We start from the raw sequence: 15925 nt of genomic DNA on the forward strand, positions 1-15925 counted from the left end.
GCTTGCAGCTGGAACGGAATGGTGCGGCTTCGAGAGGCACATGCACGCTGTTGGGTCCTGAGGGACCGGATGCGGGCCGCGCGGCGCTGATGCGCTTCGAGGCTCACTCTGAACCTCAGGACCCTTCTTCGATGCCGCAACGCGGCATGCGGGAAGGGTACCGCCCGTACTTTGAGAACTACACAGTGGACGCGAGCATCTTAGAGACGCGTCGTTTACGACGCGCCTCACAAACGAATGATCGATAGATCAGCTCATGTGATTTCAAGTCTTTAAGAGCAAACGGTGGATGCCTTGGCATCTGGAGCCGAAGAAGGACGTAGCAATCTGCGATAAGCCTCGGGGAGTGGATAAGCACACTTTGATCCGAGGATCTCCGAATGGGGAAACCCCGCTGGGCGGCGTGCCGACCCAGTGACTCCCGCCTGAATATATAGGGCGGGTAGAGGGAACGTGGGGAAGTGAAACATCTCAGTACCCACAGGAAGAGAAAGCAACCGCGATTCCGTTAGTAGTGGCGAGCGAAACCGGAACAGGCTAAACCGAGTACGTGTGATATCCGGCAGGAGTTGCGTATTCGGGGTTGTGGGACTTTTCAGATTGTTCTGCCGAGCAGTCAGCGTTACAAGAAGGTATAGACGAACGGCATTGAAAGGCCGGTCATAGAGGGTGCCAACCCCGTAGTCGAAATGCCTCCCTTGGCGCGAGAAGTATCCCAAGTAGCACGGGGCCCGAGAAATCCCGTGTGAATCTGTCAGGACCACCTGATAAGCCTAAATACTCCCAGATGACCGATAGCGGACAAGTACCGTGAGGGAAAGGTGAAAAGTACCCCGGGAGGGGAGTGAAATAGTACCTGAAACCGTTTGCTTACAAACCGTTGGAGCAGCCATAGCAGCTGTGACAGCGTGCCTTTTGAAGAATGAGCCTGCGAGTTAGCGATACGTGGCGAGGTTAACCCGAGTGGGGTAGCCGTAGCGAAAGCGAGTCTGAATAGGGCGATTCAGTCGCGTGTCCTAGACCCGAAGCGAAGTGATCTATCCATGGCCAGGCTGAAGCGACGGTAAGACGTCGTGGAGGGCCGAACCCACTTAGGTTGAAAACTGAGGGGATGAGCTGTGGATAGGGGTGAAAGGCCAATCAAACTTCGTGATAGCTGGTTCTCTCCGAAATGCATTTAGGTGCAGCGTTGCGTGTTTCTTGCCGGAGGTAGAGCTACTGGATGGCCGATGGGCCCTACAAGGTTACTGACGTCAGCCAAACTCCGAATGCCGGTAAGTGAGAGCGCAGCAGTGAGACTGTGGGGGATAAGCTTCATAGTCGAGAGGGAAACAACCCAGACCACCAACTAAGGTCCCTAAGCGCGTGCTAAGTGGGAAAGGATGTGGAGTTGCTCAGACAACCAGGAGGTTGGCTTAGAAGCAGCCACCCTTGAAAGAGTGCGTAATAGCTCACTGGTCAAGTGATTCCGCGCCGACAATGTAACGGGGCTCAAGCACGCCACCGAAGTTGTGGCATTGACATTATTGGTAGGCCTTCGTGGTCCAGCCGTGTTGATGGGTAGGAGAGCGTCGTGTGGCCAGCGAAGCGGCGGTGTGAACCAGCCGTGGAGGCTACACGAGTGAGAATGCAGGCATGAGTAGCGAAAGACGTGTGAGAAACACGTCCCCCGAATGACCAAGGGTTCCAGGGTCAAGCTAATCTTCCCTGGGTAAGTCGGGACCTAAGGCGAGGCCGACAGGCGTAGTCGATGGACAACGGGTTGATATTCCCGTACCGGCGAAGAACCGCCCCAGTCAATCCAGTGGTGCTAAGAGTCCTAGCCAGGAATGTACGGATCCCTTCGGGGTGAAGACGTCTTGGTGAACGCTCGACCCCATGCTGGTGCGGCTAGCGTATTAACAGGTGTGACGCAGGAAGGTAGCCCAAGCCAGGCGATGGTTGTCCTGGTGCAAGTGCGTAGGCCGAGTGATAGGCAAATCCGTCACTCATACAGGCTGAGACACGATGCGGATAAAAAGTGGGTGATCCTATGCTGCCAAGAAAAGCATCGACGCGAGGTTCAAGCCGCCCGTACCCCAAACCGACTCAGGTGGTCAGGTAGAGAATACCAAGGGGATCGAGAGAATCGTGGTTAAGGAACTCGGCAAAATACCCCCGTAACTTCGGGAGAAGGGGGGCCTTCGACGTACTAGGACTTGCTCCGAAAGCGTTTGGGGGCCGCAGAGACTAGTGGGTAGCGACTGTTTACTAAAAACACAGGTCCGTGCCAAGTCGCAAGACGATGTATACGGACTGACGCCTGCCCGGTGCTGGAAGGTTAAGAGGACGGGTTAGCCGCAAGGCGAAGCTCAGAATTTAAGCCCCAGTAAACGGCGGTGGTAACTATAACCATCCTAAGGTAGCGAAATTCCTTGTCGGGTAAGTTCCGACCTGCACGAATGGCGTAACGACTTCCCAACTGTCTCAACCACGAACTCGGCGAAATTGCATTACGAGTAAAGATGCTCGTTACGCGCAGCAGGACGGAAAGACCCCGTGACCTTTACTACAGCTTGGTATTGGTGTTCGGTGTGGCTTGTGTAGGATAGGTGGGAGACTTTGAAGCATGGACGCCAGTTCATGTGGAGTCGTTGTTGAAATACCACTCTGGTCACTCTGGATATCTAACTTCGAACCGTAATCCGGTTCAGGGACAGTGCCTGGTGGGTAGTTTAACTGGGGCGGTTGCCTCCCAAAAAGTAACGGAGGCGCCCAAAGGTTCCCTCAACCTGGTTGGCAATCAGGTGGCGAGTGTAAGTGCACAAGGGAGCTTGACTGTGAGACTGACAGGTCGAGCAGGGACGAAAGTCGGGACTAGTGATCCGGCAGTGGCTTGTGGAAGCGCTGTCGCTCAACGGATAAAAGGTACCTCGGGGATAACAGGCTGATCTTGCCCAAGAGTCCATATCGACGGCATGGTTTGGCACCTCGATGTCGGCTCGTCGCATCCTGGGGCTGGAGTAGGTCCCAAGGGTTGGGCTGTTCGCCCATTAAAGCGGTACGCGAGCTGGGTTTAGAACGTCGTGAGACAGTTCGGTCCCTATCCGCTGCGCGCGTAGGAAGTTTGAGAGGATCTGACCCTAGTACGAGAGGACCGGGTTGGACGAACCTCTGGTGTGTCAGTTGTTCCGCCAGGAGCACCGCTGATTAGCTACGTTCGGGATGGATAACCGCTGAAAGCATCTAAGCGGGAAGCCGGCCTCAAGATGAGACTTCCATGCCTTCGGGCGAGAGGCTCCCAGCCAGACTACTGGGTTGATAGGCCAGATGTGGAAGTGCAGTAATGCATGCAGCTGACTGGTACTAATAAGCCGATGACTTGATAACACTTCGTTTGTGTTGCCCGCGTCCACTGAGTGGTTCTCGATGTACGGTCGAGAACCGCATGACAATGACTTTTGTTGTGCAGACTGAAACATCAATAGTGTTTCGGCGGCCATAGCGAGAGGGAAACGCCCGGTCCCATTCCGAACCCGGAAGCTAAGCCTCTCAGCGCCGATGGTACTGCAGGGGGGACCCTGTGGGAGAGTAGGACACCGCCGGACTTCTTTCGAGAAATGGCCACCCAATGTTGGGTGGCCATTTCGCGTTAACGGCCCAAGCAGGGTCGGAGGGGAGTGCGTCATGACCGAGGATCGACGCGGAAGATCGGATGATCGGAGGGATCGTCCGTCCCGCGACAGTCGGGGAAAGGACGCTGCGGGCCGGGAGAGCCGTCCCGACCGACCTCGGCGGTCCTCCACGGACCGAACGCCGTCGTCCGATCGCGGCAAGCCTGCGCGAAGCGGCGCTGACCGCCGGGACCGCGACACCGGACGCGACGGCGATCGTCGGAGCGCGCCTCGTCGTGAGGGCGAGCGCAGCGGTGGACCTCGACGTGACGGAGATCGAGGCGCCAGACCTCGCCGAGACGAGCACCCCCGTCACGAGGAACGTCGTTCCCGCCCGCCGCAGTCCGAGCGGATTGCCGAGCCGGAGCTTCCCGAGGAAATCACGCCCCGGTCGCTCGACGCCGCCGCGCGCAATCAGCTGAAGACCCTGAGCAAAGAGAATGCCGAGGCGGTGGCGCGGCACCTCGCCATGGCTGCTCTGCTCATCGACGAGGATCCGACGCGAGCGCACGAACATGCTCTCGCCGCCACGCGTCGTGCCGGTCGTGTCGCCGTGGTGCGCGAGACCGCGGCGATCACCGCATACGCCGTCGGGGATTTCGCTCTGGCGCTGCGGGAGTTGCGCACTTATCGACGAATCTCCGGGCGTGACGATCAGATCGCCCTCATGGTGGACAGCGAGCGGGGGGTCGGTCGCCCGGACCGCGCTCTGGAGGTCGGCAGGGCGGTCGACCGCACGGTCCTTCCGACGGATGTGCGAGTGCACCTGGCGATCGCGATGTCTGGTGCACGGCTGGATCTCGGCGAAACCGAGCGGGCGCTACAGGAGTTGGACATTCCCGAACTCGACCCGGATCGCGCGTTCCCTTGGAGCCCCGACCTCTTCGCCGCGCGAGCGACCGTGCTCGAAGAGCTCGGCCGTCACGAGGAGGCGGCGTCGTGGCGTGCGCGCGCCGACGTGGCCGCCGATGTCATCGCCGGCGCGAACGGTGACGACCAGTGGGAGACCGTCGAGATCGCCGAGGTGATCGAGGAGATGGTCGATGTCGACCCCGTTTCGCCGTCTGCCGTCGCCGACCTCGAGGTCGATGTCACCGCCGGCGACGATGCAGGCGAGCGCGGCTGATGGCACTGTTCGGGAGACGGGGCGCGGGGCCCACGCCGCTCGACGGCGTGGACGTGCTCCTCGCGGATCTCGACGGTGTCGTCTACGCGGGTGCCGGAGCCTTGCCGTATGCAGTGACCTCGCTCACGCGGGCCCGTGACGGTCGGCGCCTCGCCTACATCACGAACAACGCCTCGCGCCCGGACACCGCGGTCGCGGAGCACCTCACGTCACTCGGGCTCCCCACTGCGGCGGAGGAAGTGGTGACGAGCCCGCAGGCAGCCATGCGGCTTCTTACGGCACGCGTCGAAGCCGGTTCGAGGATTCTCGTTGTGGGCGGCGAGGGATTGACACGGGAGGTCGAGAAGGCCGGCTTCGTTGTGACCCGCAGCGCGGCCGATGAACCTGCGGCAGTCGTGCAGGGTTTCGCGCCGGAGGTCGGGTGGCTGCAGCTGGCCGAAGCGGCGTACGCCCTGAAGGTTCCCGAGGAGGACGGCGGGATCCCGTGGATCGCCACGAACACCGACTGGACGATTCCGCAGGCGCGCGGTGTCGCGCCCGGCAACGGCACGCTCGTATCCGCTGTGCACACGGCGGTCGGCCGACTGGCGACGGTCGCCGGGAAGCCGGAGACGCCGATCTTCGAGGAGGCGGTGTCGCGGTTCGGTGCGCACCATCCTCTGTTCATCGGTGACCGGCTCGACACCGATATTCTCGGTGCTGGGCGGGCCGGCATCGATTCTGCTCTCGTCTTGACCGGCATAGACCGACCCAAGCAGGTGCTCGCCGCACCGCCCGGATCGCGGCCCACGTATCTTCTCGGCGATCTGCGGGAGCTGCACGAGCCTTACCCTGCCGTCCGCGTGTCGGGCGACACCGTCACGGTGGGTCGGGCGCGTGTGCGGATCGACGGCGGCGACGTGCTCATCGACAGCGACGGCGACCGGCCGATCGACCTGCTTCGTGCCGGCGCGACGGCGATCTGGAACACGGGGCGCGCGATCTTCGGATTCCGTGTGCCCGAGCGGCTCTACGCCGACCCGTTTCACCGGCCGTGAGGGTCGAGAGGGGGCGGATCTGCCATCCGCCCCCTCTCACTCATTCCGGCGGCGTGTGCGCCAGGGCACGACGACGACGCGGGACGATCCGCATCACCGCCATACCGGCCGCGATCAAAGCGAAAGCGGCGAGGCCGAGCCACAGCGAATCGAATCCGGTGGCAGCGAGCGCTCCCGCTCCCGCGCCGGCTCCCATCGACGAAACGGCGTCGTTGTACATGGACGTCTCCTTTCCCTCTCACCACGCGCGTTGACGTCGGGTCAACGCGTCGAAGTAGGCCTTGGTGTGAACAAGCTGCAGGAACACATCCAGCAGCAGTTCGTACATGAGTGCCGCAGGCAGCATGTAGCGCCAGCCGCGGTCGCGCAGCGTGACGATGCGTTCGACCACGAAGATCGCGGTGACGCACAGCCAGAAAGGCTGCAGGCCCCACTGGCCCGTGACCACGGCGACCACGATGGTCGCGAGATACAGGTACGTCACCACGCAGCCGACCATCGTCAGGAGCTGCCGTCCCCAATAGGGCCACGTCACCCGCGTCAGCCCGTACTGCACGCAGTTCTCCACCGCCCCGCGCTTCCATCGCAAACGCTGACGCCAGAGCTCCGTCCAACTGGGCATCACCTCCGTCACGAGCGTGCAGCCGGCGGGACTGAGCACCTCGTAGCCGAGATGCTTGATGGCGAAGGTCAGTTCGTTGTCCTCGGTGAGGACGGTCGTGTCGTACACGCCGCCGTGGCCATCTCCGGAAGGAAGAGCGCCCCTCTCGCGGGCGCGGCTGATCTCGCGGAGGACGGCGGCTCGCATCACCGCTGCGGTTCCCGTGACGACGAGACATCTGCCATCCAGGCGCCGCACATCGCGCCCGTAACGGGCGTATTCGTTGCGTTGCAGGTGACCGACGAACCCGCCTCCCCCCGATCCGCGGAAGACGCCCCCGACGGCGCCGATCCGGGGGGAGGCGAGTGCGCGCAGCGCCGTGGTGATGAACGCTGCGTCCAGGGCGGAGTCGGCGTCTTGAACCAGGACGAGGTCGTCATCGTCCAACTCGTTCAGCATCACGGCGAGCACCTGGTTGAGGGCGCCCGCCTTCTTCGCGGTGTTGCCCGTCGTCGGCCATACGTCGACACCGAGGTCCGCCGCAACGGCAGCGGTGTCGTCGGTGCAGTTGTCGGGGACCACCACGATGTGATCGGGGGGCGTGCTCTGCTGTCGCAGCCCCTGGATGGCAGCGCCGATCCCCGCCGCCTCGTTGTGGGCCGGGATGACCGCAACAAGCATGACCACTCCTCTCGTCCGTCACAGTGGAACGCGAACGATGGAGTGAGAATGAGGCGGAAAAGGCCTGATTCGAGGTTGTTTTCGGGTCAAACGGGTGACAACGACGTGTGCTCGAGGGGTGAATCGAGGGTGAACCCGACGGCCCTCCGTCGCGAGCGGACACACGACGAGGACCGACGGGATGAGCCCCGTCGGTCCTCGTCGTTTCTGTCGGTGCGCGTCAGGTGGTCAGGACACCGAGACTCCGCGCGCGTTCGAGCGCGCCGTCACGCGTGGAGGCTCCCAGCTTTCGATACACGCTTCGCAGCTGCGTCTTGACGGTGTTGAGGGAGACGTGAAGCGACTGTGCGATCGTGCGCGGGGATTCTCCGGCAGCGAGCCGCGCGAGGACCATCCGTTCTCGGGGGCTGAGCGCGATGGCTTCATCGGCGATGTCGCCCGCAGCATCGACGGTCGACGCCAAGAGCTCGAGCAGTGCTCGCTCCGCCGTGTCGAGATCGTCGCGCGTCGCTCGTTCGATGAGAAGGGAGAGAACCCTGCCGGGCACCTTCCGGAAGGCGCGGAGGGCTCCGCTCCTGGCGCACTCGCGAAGGAGGAATCGGAAGGCGGCGTCCGCGGAGCGGAGATCGCCGAGAAGCACGCGCGCCTGCGCATCGATCGCCGCGGCGTAGGTCAGGGACCGGATCGGGTGATCCTCGTCGAGGAAGCAGTTCCGGATCTCGTCCACCGCCCTGTGCGGTTCGCCGATCGCGAGCGCTGCGCGAGCCCGCAGGGCTGCGCCGCACACCAGGTGTGCGGGATCGGATTCGTCACGCAGCACGACGGCAGCCCGCGCGAGGTCGCCGGCGCGCATGAGCGCCTGCGCGCGATCTCCCATGCGGATGACGCCGAGGAGGGCCGCCCCGGTGCTCTCGCGTTCGATCACTCGCATCCGGCGGATCGCCTCGAAACGGCCCTCGAGGTCATCGCACTCCTCCGCCAGGAGTACCTGCAGGTGCCGCGCCAGGAACTCGAATTCCGATCCGTCGACTTCGCTCATCAGACGACGGAGCGCAGGCGCGTGGTGTCTGAGCTCGTCGCGCTCGGCGGCGATGAGCATCTCGGCGATCTCCAGCGGCGCTGTCCACAGCCCGCCGGGCATACGGTCGGCGAGGGGTCGCGCTGTGCGCATGACCCTGTGCGCCTCGGTGACGCTTCCCGTGAAGACCTCGACGATCGCGAGGAAGCCGAGAGCTTCGATGCGCTTGTGCGGAGTCAGGGTGGCGTCCGCGTCCCGCAGACCGCGCTCGAGGTCGCCGCGCGCGCGGAACAGATCTCCCGTCAGGACGCGGATCGTGCCCCGTTTGAGCAGGGCGGCCGACCGCAGGTCGAGCCGATCGCGAATATCGCTGTGCGACGAGGAGAGGATCTCGAGGGCGGCGTCGGCGGAGTGGAGAGCCGCGAACAGGTCGCCGTGGGAGCGCTGCACGAGGCAGCGCAGAATCGCAGCTGACGCGCGCAGCCGGCCGCTCGTCTCAGGCCTGGCCTCGATCAGGATCTCGGCTTTCTCGAGGTAGGGCAACGCCCGCCACGCGCCGGCGGCTCCTTCCCATCGATAGGTCGCGGCCATGGCAAGCAGCAGACCTATGTCCTCGGACCAGAGATCCGTGGGATGGGACAGCACCCACGCGCGCAGCGCGGCGTCCCCCCTGCTCAGGGCCAGATTCCAGCCCTCGTCTGCCTCGGTGGAATTCATCGCCCCGGGCATGGGCGATGACGGATCGTAGACCGTCAAGGTTCGGGTTCCTTCCAGTCATCCACTGCCGACATCGCCGACACGGGTGCCCACTCCCGCTGTTCGGATCGACGCCATCGGCCGTAGAGTCCTCTGACTTTAATTGTTCGGAGCGGGTGCGGGATCGGATTCGAAGTATTCTTTGAGAATGACAGGCGGCTCCCAGGAAGCCGACGGCCCGGCACCGTCGGAGTTGCTGTCGGCGCTGGAGATCATCGAATCGCAGCCGTTGGCCGAGCGTGCCGACGCCTTCACCGCGATCCACGATGATCTCGCCCGGCGCCTGGACCAGACCCTCGGCGCCGGCGACCCGGCGCACCGATGACCGATCGTCTCGACGCGGCCCTGGCTGCCCGGGGTCTGGCGCGTTCTCGCACGCATGCCGCCTCGCTGATCTCCGCCGGAGCGGTGCGGGTCGGCGGCATCGAGATCCGGAAGGCTTCCCACCGCGTCGCCGACGACGCGGTCATCGACGTCGCCGCGACCGATCACTACGTCAGCCGCGGTGCGGTCAAGCTCGTCGCGGCCCTCGATGCCTTCGACGTCGATCCCCGGGGACGCGTCGCGCTCGATCTCGGAGCATCCACGGGCGGCTTCACGCAGGTGCTTCGCGAGCAAGGCGCCCGTACGGTGGTCGCCGTCGACGTGGGTCACGGTCAGCTCGATGGGCGCATCCGTGCCGACGCCGCAGTCGTCGTCGTGGAGGGCTTCAATGCGCGCGAGATGACTCCTGAGGACTGGCGGTCGTGGTCGGCGGACACGACCGGCCCGGCGATCGTCGTCGGGGACCTCTCCTTCATCTCGCTGCGCCATATCCTCCCGGCCATCGCCCGTGTCGCGGCGGCATCGGCCGATGTCGTGCTGCTGGTGAAGCCGCAGTTCGAGGTCGGCAGGACCGGGGTGAGGGAGGGGCTGGTGACAGACCCCTCCGCGCGTGCCGACGCGGTCGCCGGTGTGCTGTGGAGCGCGTGGGACAGCGGCTTCGGGACGGAGGGCGTCATCGCCTCGCCCCTCCTCGGTGCGCGTGGCAACAGGGAGTTCCTCATCCACCTCCGACCGGGGGCGGGGCAAAACCCGACAGAATGGCTCAAGACCGTGAACGACGTGGCAGGGGAGCGATGACCGAGCCGGAGCGCAACATCCTCGTCGTCGCGCACGCGCATCGGCCTGCGACGATCGACGCGGCGACCCGTGTGATCACGGCGCTGAACGCCGCCGGAGCCCGTCCCGTCCTTCCCGCCGACGACACGGCCGAGATGCGCCTGCTGACCGAGCGCCTGTTCCGCGCCGAGGAACCGGAGGCATCGCGCGCCCGCATCGGCCGGCTCGGCGACGACGTCGCGATCGACGACATCGAGCTGGCGATCGTCCTCGGCGGCGACGGCACGATCCTCCGCGCGGCCGAACTCGTCCGCGAAGGCCGCGCACCTGTCCTCGGGATCAACATGGGCCACGTCGGCTTCCTCGCTGAGATCGAGCCGGATGACATGGACGACGCCGTGCGCATGGTCATCGCGCGCGACTACGAGGTCGAGGAGCGCTTGACCCTGTCGGTTCGGGTGAAGGATGCCTCGGGTGCCGTGGTGTACGACACATGGGCGTTGAACGAGGCGACCGTGGAAAAGGCGAGCCGCCAGCGGATGCTCGAGGTCGTGATCGAAGTCGACGGGCGACCGCTGTCGAGTTTCGGATGCGACGGGGTCGTCGTGTCGACTCCGACCGGGTCGACGGCGTACAACTTCTCCGCCGGCGGCCCGATCATCTGGCCGACCGTGCAGGCCATCTCGGTGGTGCCGCTCTCGGCGCACGCTCTGTTCGCGCGACCTCTTGTGGTCGGACCCGAGCACGCCGTGGCGATCGAGGTGCTCGATCGCACCGACGACACCGGCATTCTGTGGTGCGACGGACGCCGCTCCCACGACCTGCCCCCGGGTGCCCGTGTCGTGGTGCGTCGCGCCACGCATCCGGTCCGGCTGGCTCGCCTGCATCCAGCGGCCTTCACCGACCGGCTGGTGCGCAAATTCCGTCTGCCGGTCGAGGGTTGGCGGGGCCCGAGCACCGCGTCGGGCCGCGAGCGACCGTCATGATCGAGGAGATGCGTCTGCGCGGTCTCGGCGTCATCGCTGAGGCCACCCTGCCTCTGGGTCCCGGATTCACGGCGATCACCGGTGAGACGGGAGCCGGGAAGACGATGGTGGTGACCGGGCTCGGTCTGCTGCTCGGTCAGCGCGCCGATTCGTCGGTGGTTCGCGCGGGAAGCGGTCAGGCCGCGGTCGACGGGGTCTGGACGGTACCCGCGCGCGGCCCGGTCGCCGCCCGCGTCGAGGAGGCCGGGGGAGAGGTCGAACCTCTGGACGACGATCGGGCCGAGCTCTTCCTCGGCCGGACCGTCACCAGCGAGGGCCGAAGCCGCGCGAGTGTCGGCGGTCGGTCGGCCCCCGCCGGGGTGCTCGCCGACGTCGCCGACCATCTCGTCGTCGTGCACGGTCAGTCCGACCAGCTGCGCCTCCGCTCGACCGCGGCCCAGCGGGATGCCCTCGACCGCTTCGGCGGGGAGCCGGTGCGCTCCGCCCTCGCGGTCTACCGGGAGGTCTTCCACCGACACCGCCAGCTCGATGACGAGCTCCGTGTCCTCCTCGAGGCGCGCGAGACCCGCGCCAGGGAAGCCGACGACCTGAGGGCTGCCGTCGCCGAGATCGAGCAGGCCGATCCGCAGCAGGGGGAGGACGTCGAACTCGCGGTGCGTGCGGAGCGCCTGGCCAACGCCGAGGAGCTGCGGCTGGCTGCCGCCGCCGCCCATGACGCCCTCTCGAGCGATCTCGACGTGCCCGATGCGGCGACGCTGGTCGCCGAGGCCCGGCAGGCGCTGGAGCGGGTGGATGATCCGGCGCTGCGCGCCCACGCCGATGAGCTGGCCGACATCGGGTACCGCATCGTCGATGCCGCCACGGCCCTCTCGGCCTATCTCGCCGATCTCGACGAGTCCGGGCCGCGTGAGCTCGAGCAGGTGGAGGAGCGCCGCGCGGTCCTCGGAGCGCTGGCGCGTCGACACGGCACCCTCGACGCGGCGATCGCGTTCCTCGCGTCGGGATCCGCGCGGCTCATGGAGCTCGACGACGACGGCGACCGGGTCGCGCGCCTGTCTGCGGACCGCGATGAGGCGGCTGCTGAGCTCGACGCCGCAGCCGCGGCGCTGTCGGCCGCCCGGAGGGATGCCGCAGAGCGGCTGGGGCAGGCGGTGACGGCAGAGGTCCGCGCCCTGGCGATGCCCGACGCGCTCGTGCGGGTCGACGTCGCCGAGACCTCGGGGAGCGCGTCCGGCCGAGACGAGGTGACCTTCCTCCTGGCCGCCCACCCCGGGGCGGAGCCCCGGCCGGTGGCGCGCGGCGCCTCGGGTGGCGAGCTCAGCCGGGTGATGCTCGCGATCGAAGTGGTCATCGCAGGAACGGATCCCGTGCCCACCTTCGTCTTCGACGAGGTCGACGCGGGCATCGGCGGCGCCGCCGCCATCGAAGTCGGCCGTCGCCTTGCGGTGCTCGCCCGATCGGCGCAGGTGATCGCGGTCACCCATCTCGCCCAGGTGGCGGCTTTCGCGGGCAACCATCTGACGGTGGAGAAGGCCAGCGACGGTTCGGTCACCGCCTCGAGCGTGAGGCGGCTGTCGGGTACAGACCGGGAAGCCGAGATGGCGCGCCTGCTCTCGGGCATGCCCGACTCCGATGCGGCGCTGACCCACGCCAGAGAACTCCTCGAACTCGGCGCTGCGACCGCAGCGTCACCACAACCGGCTGATAGGATCGAAGCCCGTGATGCAGACTCCTGAGGCGGGACCGAACGACGACACCACCAGACACATTTTCGTGACGGGCGGTGTCGTCTCTTCATTGGGCAAGGGGCTGACCGCCGCCAGTCTGGGAAATCTCCTCACCGCCCGAGGTCTGCGTGTGGTGATGCAGAAGCTCGACCCGTATCTGAACGTCGACCCGGGCACGATGAACCCCTTCCAGCACGGCGAGGTGTTCGTGACCGATGACGGTGCCGAGACCGATCTGGATATCGGGCACTACGAGCGTTTCCTCGACATCGATCTCAGCCAGGCGGCCAACGTCACGACCGGGCAGATCTACTCCCAGGTCATCGCTCGTGAGCGCCGGGGGGAGTACCTCGGCGACACCGTGCAGGTGATCCCGCACATCACCGACGAGATCAAGCGCCGGATGCGCCTGCAGGCAAGCGAAGAGCCCCGGCCCGACGTCATCATCACCGAGATCGGCGGAACCGTCGGCGACATCGAGTCGCAGCCGTTCATCGAATCCGCTCGGCAGATCCGACACGAGCTGGGGCGAGGCAACGTCTTCTTCGTGCACGTGTCGCTGGTGCCCTTCATGGGCGCCTCGGGCGAGCAGAAGACCAAACCCACGCAGCACTCGGTCGCCGCACTCCGCTCCATCGGCATCCAGCCCGACGCGCTCGTCCTTCGAAGCGACCGCCCCGTCACCGAGGGCAACAAGCGCAAGATCGCTCTGATGTGCGACGTCGACGAGGACGCGGTCGTCAACGCCGTCGATGTGCCGAGCATCTACGACATCCCCACCATGCTGCACGAGCAGGGGCTGGACGCCTACATCGTCCGAGCCCTGGGCCTGGAGACCGCAGCCGACGTGGACTGGTCCCGGTGGGACAAGGTGCTGCAGGCGGTGCACAACCCCAAGCACGAGGTGACGATCGGCCTGGTCGGAAAGTACATCGACCTTCCCGACGCCTACCTCAGCGTCACCGAGGCGCTGAAGGCCGGCGGCTTCGCGCACGAGACGCATGTGACCATCCGATGGATCCCCTCCGACGACTGCCAGACGCCCGAGGGCGCGGCCAGAGCGCTCGGCGATCTCGACGGGATCATCGTTCCCGGCGGATTCGGCATCCGGGGGATCGAGGGAAAGCTCGGCGCGCTGCGGTTCGCCCGCGAACAGGGCATCCCGACGCTCGGACTCTGCCTCGGTCTGCAGTGCATGGTGATCGAGTACGCGCGCAACATCGCCGGTCTCGATGATGCCTCCTCGAGCGAGTTCGACCCCGAGACGCCCTACCCGGTGATCGCGACGATGGCCGAGCAGGTCGACATCCTCGATCGCGGCGATCTCGGCGGAACCATGCGCCTGGGGCTCTATCCCGCGCAGCTGGCCGAGGGCTCCGTGGCCGCCGAGGTCTACCAGTCCGACCGCGTGCTCGAGCGGCACCGTCATCGCTACGAGGTCAACAACGCCTACCGCGCGCAGCTCGCCGAGGCGGGTCTGGTGTTCTCGGGGCTCTCACCCGACCGCAACCTCGTCGAATACGTCGAGCTGCCTCGCGAGGTCCACCCGTACTACATCGCCACGCAGGCCCATCCCGAGCTGCGCTCCCGGCCCACAGAGCCGCATCCGCTCTTCCGGGGTCTCATCGGCGCCGCCCTCGACCGTCACCGCGCCAGCGAACTGTTCGACGTCGACAATGGCTGAGCCCGCGACCTCGGAGCGCCTCGGCGACGAACCCGTCACGCCCCAGGTCGCCTCCGCAGAGCGCGTCTACACCGGCCGGGTGTGGAACGTCCAGCGCGACGTCGTCCGCTACGCAGGCGACGAGCTCGTCCGCGAGTACGTCGCGCACCCGGGCGCGGCCGCCGTGGTCGCTCTCGACGTCGAGGACCGCATCATCGTCATCCAGCAGTACCGCCATCCCATCCGTCATCGCGACTGGGAGATTCCGGCGGGACTCCTCGACGTCGAGGGAGAGCCGCCGCTGGAGACCGCGAAGCGGGAGCTCGCCGAGGAGGTCGACCTCGTCGCCGAGCGGTGGGATCCGCTGGTGAGCATCTTCACCACCCCCGGCGGGAACGACGAGGTCGTGCACCTCTTCCTCGCCCGCGGTCTCTCCGCTGCCGCTGAGGTGCACGCCCGTGGTGAGGAGGAGGCCGACATCCGCGTGGAGTGGATCGCGCTCGCCGACGTCGTCGACGCCGTCATCGCCGGGAGGTTCCGCAACGGCATCCTCGCGACCGGCGCGCTCGCCGCCGCGGAGGTCCTCCGGCGCGAGCGCGCGGCAGGCTGAACGGCACCATGAGCCCCGCCGGCTGGCCGATCCGATGACGCCGGAACGGGCGGTGAACGCCTACCTTCGCCATATCACCGTCGAGCGGGGGCTTTCCGACCACACCGTTTCGGCGTACCGCCGCGATCTCGGCGTCTACCGGGAGTGGCTCGGACGGCGTGGCATCCCTGATCTCAGCGAGGTCACTCCCCAGCTGCTCGAGGAGTTCGTGGCCGAGCGCGCACGCGAAGTCCCACCGCCGGCGGCATCCAGTCTCGCGCGTCTGCAGTCCTCGGTACGGGGTCTGCACCGCTTCCTCGTGCAGGAGGGAGTCCAGGACGCCGACCCCGCCGGCACGCTTCGCCCCCCGAAAGCTCCGCAGCGGTTGCCCAAGGCACTCACCGTCGCGCAGGTGGAGCAGCTGCTGGATGCCGCGGGGCCGGCGCCCGGCGCCGCGCAGCCGGGTGATGAGGTGGGCCTCAGAGACCGCGCGCTGCTCGAACTGCTCTACGCCACCGGAGCGCGGGTCTCGGAGGCCGTCCAGCTCGATCTCGACGACGTGGCACACCCCGCGGTGCTCCGCCTACGAGGCAAGGGCGCCAAGGAGCGGATCGTGCCGGTGGGATCGTACGCTCAGGCGGCGCTCGGTGCGTACCTCACCCGTGCCCGCCCCGAGCTCTCGCGACGCGGTCGGGCGACTCCACGGCTCTTCCTCGGCGCGCGCGGCGCGCCGCTGTCGCGTCAGAGCGCGTGGCTGGTGATCCAACAGGCGGCGGAGCGGGCGAAGCTCACCGCTCACGTCTCGCCCCACACTCTCCGGCATTCCTTCGCCACGCACCTGCTGCAGGGGGGCGCCGATGTGCGTGTGGTGCAGGAGCTCCTGGGACACGCGTCGGTCACGACGACGCAGATCTACACCCACGTGAGCGTCGACGCCCTGCGCGACGTTTACGCGACCAGTCATCCGCGCGCCCGGTGAGCCGTGAT

Annotated in this window: 12 protein-coding genes and 2 rRNA genes; 11 read left to right on the forward strand and 3 right to left on the reverse strand. The window is 66.3% G+C overall.

The features are described 5' to 3' along the window. The first annotated feature begins 262 nt into the window (after positions 1-262). From DT073_RS08270 to DT073_RS08285, 4 genes are all read left to right on the forward strand, one after another. A 23S ribosomal RNA gene (locus DT073_RS08270) occupies positions 263-3369 on the forward strand. 101 nt (positions 3370-3470) lie between these two features. Then, positions 3471-3587 (forward strand): 5S ribosomal RNA (rrf, locus tag DT073_RS08275). Positions 3588-4104: 517 nt separating this feature from the next. After that, positions 4105-4779, forward strand: coding sequence for a tetratricopeptide repeat protein (locus DT073_RS08280; RefSeq protein WP_240638427.1), 675 nt, complete (start codon positions 4105-4107; stop codon positions 4777-4779). After that, positions 4779-5816 carry an HAD-IIA family hydrolase gene (locus tag DT073_RS08285; RefSeq protein WP_124292959.1) on the forward strand — a complete coding sequence of 346 codons (1038 nt, stop codon included), beginning with the start codon at positions 4779-4781 and terminating at the stop codon, positions 5814-5816. Before DT073_RS08280 ends, DT073_RS08285 begins: the two co-directional genes overlap by 1 nt. A 40-nt stretch (positions 5817-5856) precedes the next feature. Here the strand turns inward: DT073_RS08285 and DT073_RS08290 are convergent, their stop codons facing one another. From DT073_RS08290 to DT073_RS08300, 3 genes are all read right to left on the reverse strand, one after another. After that, complete coding sequence (locus tag DT073_RS08290; protein ID WP_124292960.1) at positions 5857-6036, reverse strand: hypothetical protein; 180 nt, start codon at positions 6034-6036, stop codon at positions 5857-5859. 18 nt (positions 6037-6054) lie between these two features. Then, a complete protein-coding gene (locus DT073_RS08295) occupies positions 6055-7098 on the reverse strand; it encodes a glycosyltransferase family 2 protein (protein WP_124292961.1) in 1044 nt (347 codons plus the stop codon). Between the two features lie 220 nt (positions 7099-7318). Beyond that, complete coding sequence (locus tag DT073_RS08300) at positions 7319-8872, reverse strand: helix-turn-helix transcriptional regulator (protein WP_124292962.1); 1554 nt, start codon at positions 8870-8872, stop codon at positions 7319-7321. 148 nt (positions 8873-9020) lie between these two features. Here DT073_RS08300 and DT073_RS15840 point away from each other — a divergent pair, with 148 nt between their 5' ends. Genes DT073_RS15840 through xerD form a run of 7 tightly spaced genes read left to right on the forward strand, consistent with a single transcriptional unit; the run spans position 9021 to position 15917 of the window. After that, positions 9021-9197, forward strand: a complete 177-nt coding sequence (locus DT073_RS15840) for a hypothetical protein (RefSeq protein WP_164478169.1) — start codon at positions 9021-9023, stop codon at positions 9195-9197. Further along, complete coding sequence (locus DT073_RS08305) at positions 9194-9994, forward strand: TlyA family RNA methyltransferase (RefSeq protein ID WP_124292963.1); 801 nt, start codon at positions 9194-9196, stop codon at positions 9992-9994. The genes DT073_RS15840 and DT073_RS08305 overlap by 4 nt, the downstream gene beginning before the upstream one ends. Beyond that, on the forward strand, positions 9991-10959 hold the full coding sequence (locus DT073_RS08310) for an NAD kinase (RefSeq protein WP_124292964.1): 969 nt from the start codon (positions 9991-9993) through the stop codon (positions 10957-10959). Before DT073_RS08305 ends, DT073_RS08310 begins: the two co-directional genes overlap by 4 nt. Next, a complete protein-coding gene (gene recN, locus DT073_RS08315; protein ID WP_124292965.1) occupies positions 10956-12695 on the forward strand; it encodes a DNA repair protein RecN in 1740 nt (579 codons plus the stop codon). Before DT073_RS08310 ends, recN begins: the two co-directional genes overlap by 4 nt. Continuing rightward, positions 12682-14370, forward strand: coding sequence for a CTP synthase (gene pyrG / locus DT073_RS08320; RefSeq protein WP_124294424.1), 1689 nt, complete (start codon positions 12682-12684; stop codon positions 14368-14370). Before recN ends, pyrG begins: the two co-directional genes overlap by 14 nt. Beyond that, positions 14363-14959: an NUDIX domain-containing protein gene (locus tag DT073_RS08325; RefSeq protein WP_124292966.1), complete on the forward strand. Its 597-nt coding sequence runs from the start codon at positions 14363-14365 to the stop codon at positions 14957-14959. The genes pyrG and DT073_RS08325 overlap by 8 nt, the downstream gene beginning before the upstream one ends. A 34-nt stretch (positions 14960-14993) precedes the next feature. After that, positions 14994-15917: a site-specific tyrosine recombinase XerD gene (xerD, locus tag DT073_RS08330; protein WP_124292967.1), complete on the forward strand. Its 924-nt coding sequence runs from the start codon at positions 14994-14996 to the stop codon at positions 15915-15917. Positions 15918-15925 lie beyond the last annotated feature (8 nt).

This window comes from Microbacterium sp. ABRD28 (assembly GCF_003850245.1).
Taxonomy (GTDB): Bacteria; Actinomycetota; Actinomycetes; order Actinomycetales; family Microbacteriaceae; genus Microbacterium.

Bases quoted from the DNA above. Each gene is read 5' to 3' on its own strand.
- DT073_RS08285 (WP_124292959.1), top strand. From the start codon at position 4,779: ATGGCACTGTTCGGGAGACGGGGCGCGGGGCCCACGCCGCTCGACGGC.
- DT073_RS08290 (WP_124292960.1), bottom strand. From the start codon at position 6,036: ATGTACAACGACGCCGTTTCGTCGATGGGAGCCGGCGCGGGAGCGGGA.
- DT073_RS08295 (WP_124292961.1), bottom strand. From the start codon at position 7,098: ATGCTTGTTGCGGTCATCCCGGCCCACAACGAGGCGGCGGGGATCGGC.
- DT073_RS15840 (WP_164478169.1), top strand. From the start codon at position 9,021: ATGACAGGCGGCTCCCAGGAAGCCGACGGCCCGGCACCGTCGGAGTTG.
- DT073_RS08305 (WP_124292963.1), top strand. From the start codon at position 9,194: ATGACCGATCGTCTCGACGCGGCCCTGGCTGCCCGGGGTCTGGCGCGT.
- DT073_RS08310 (WP_124292964.1), top strand. From the start codon at position 9,991: ATGACCGAGCCGGAGCGCAACATCCTCGTCGTCGCGCACGCGCATCGG.
- recN (WP_124292965.1), top strand. From the start codon at position 10,956: ATGATCGAGGAGATGCGTCTGCGCGGTCTCGGCGTCATCGCTGAGGCC.
- pyrG (WP_124294424.1), top strand. From the start codon at position 12,682: ATGCAGACTCCTGAGGCGGGACCGAACGACGACACCACCAGACACATT.
- DT073_RS08325 (WP_124292966.1), top strand. From the start codon at position 14,363: ATGGCTGAGCCCGCGACCTCGGAGCGCCTCGGCGACGAACCCGTCACG.
- xerD (WP_124292967.1), top strand. From the start codon at position 14,994: ATGACGCCGGAACGGGCGGTGAACGCCTACCTTCGCCATATCACCGTC.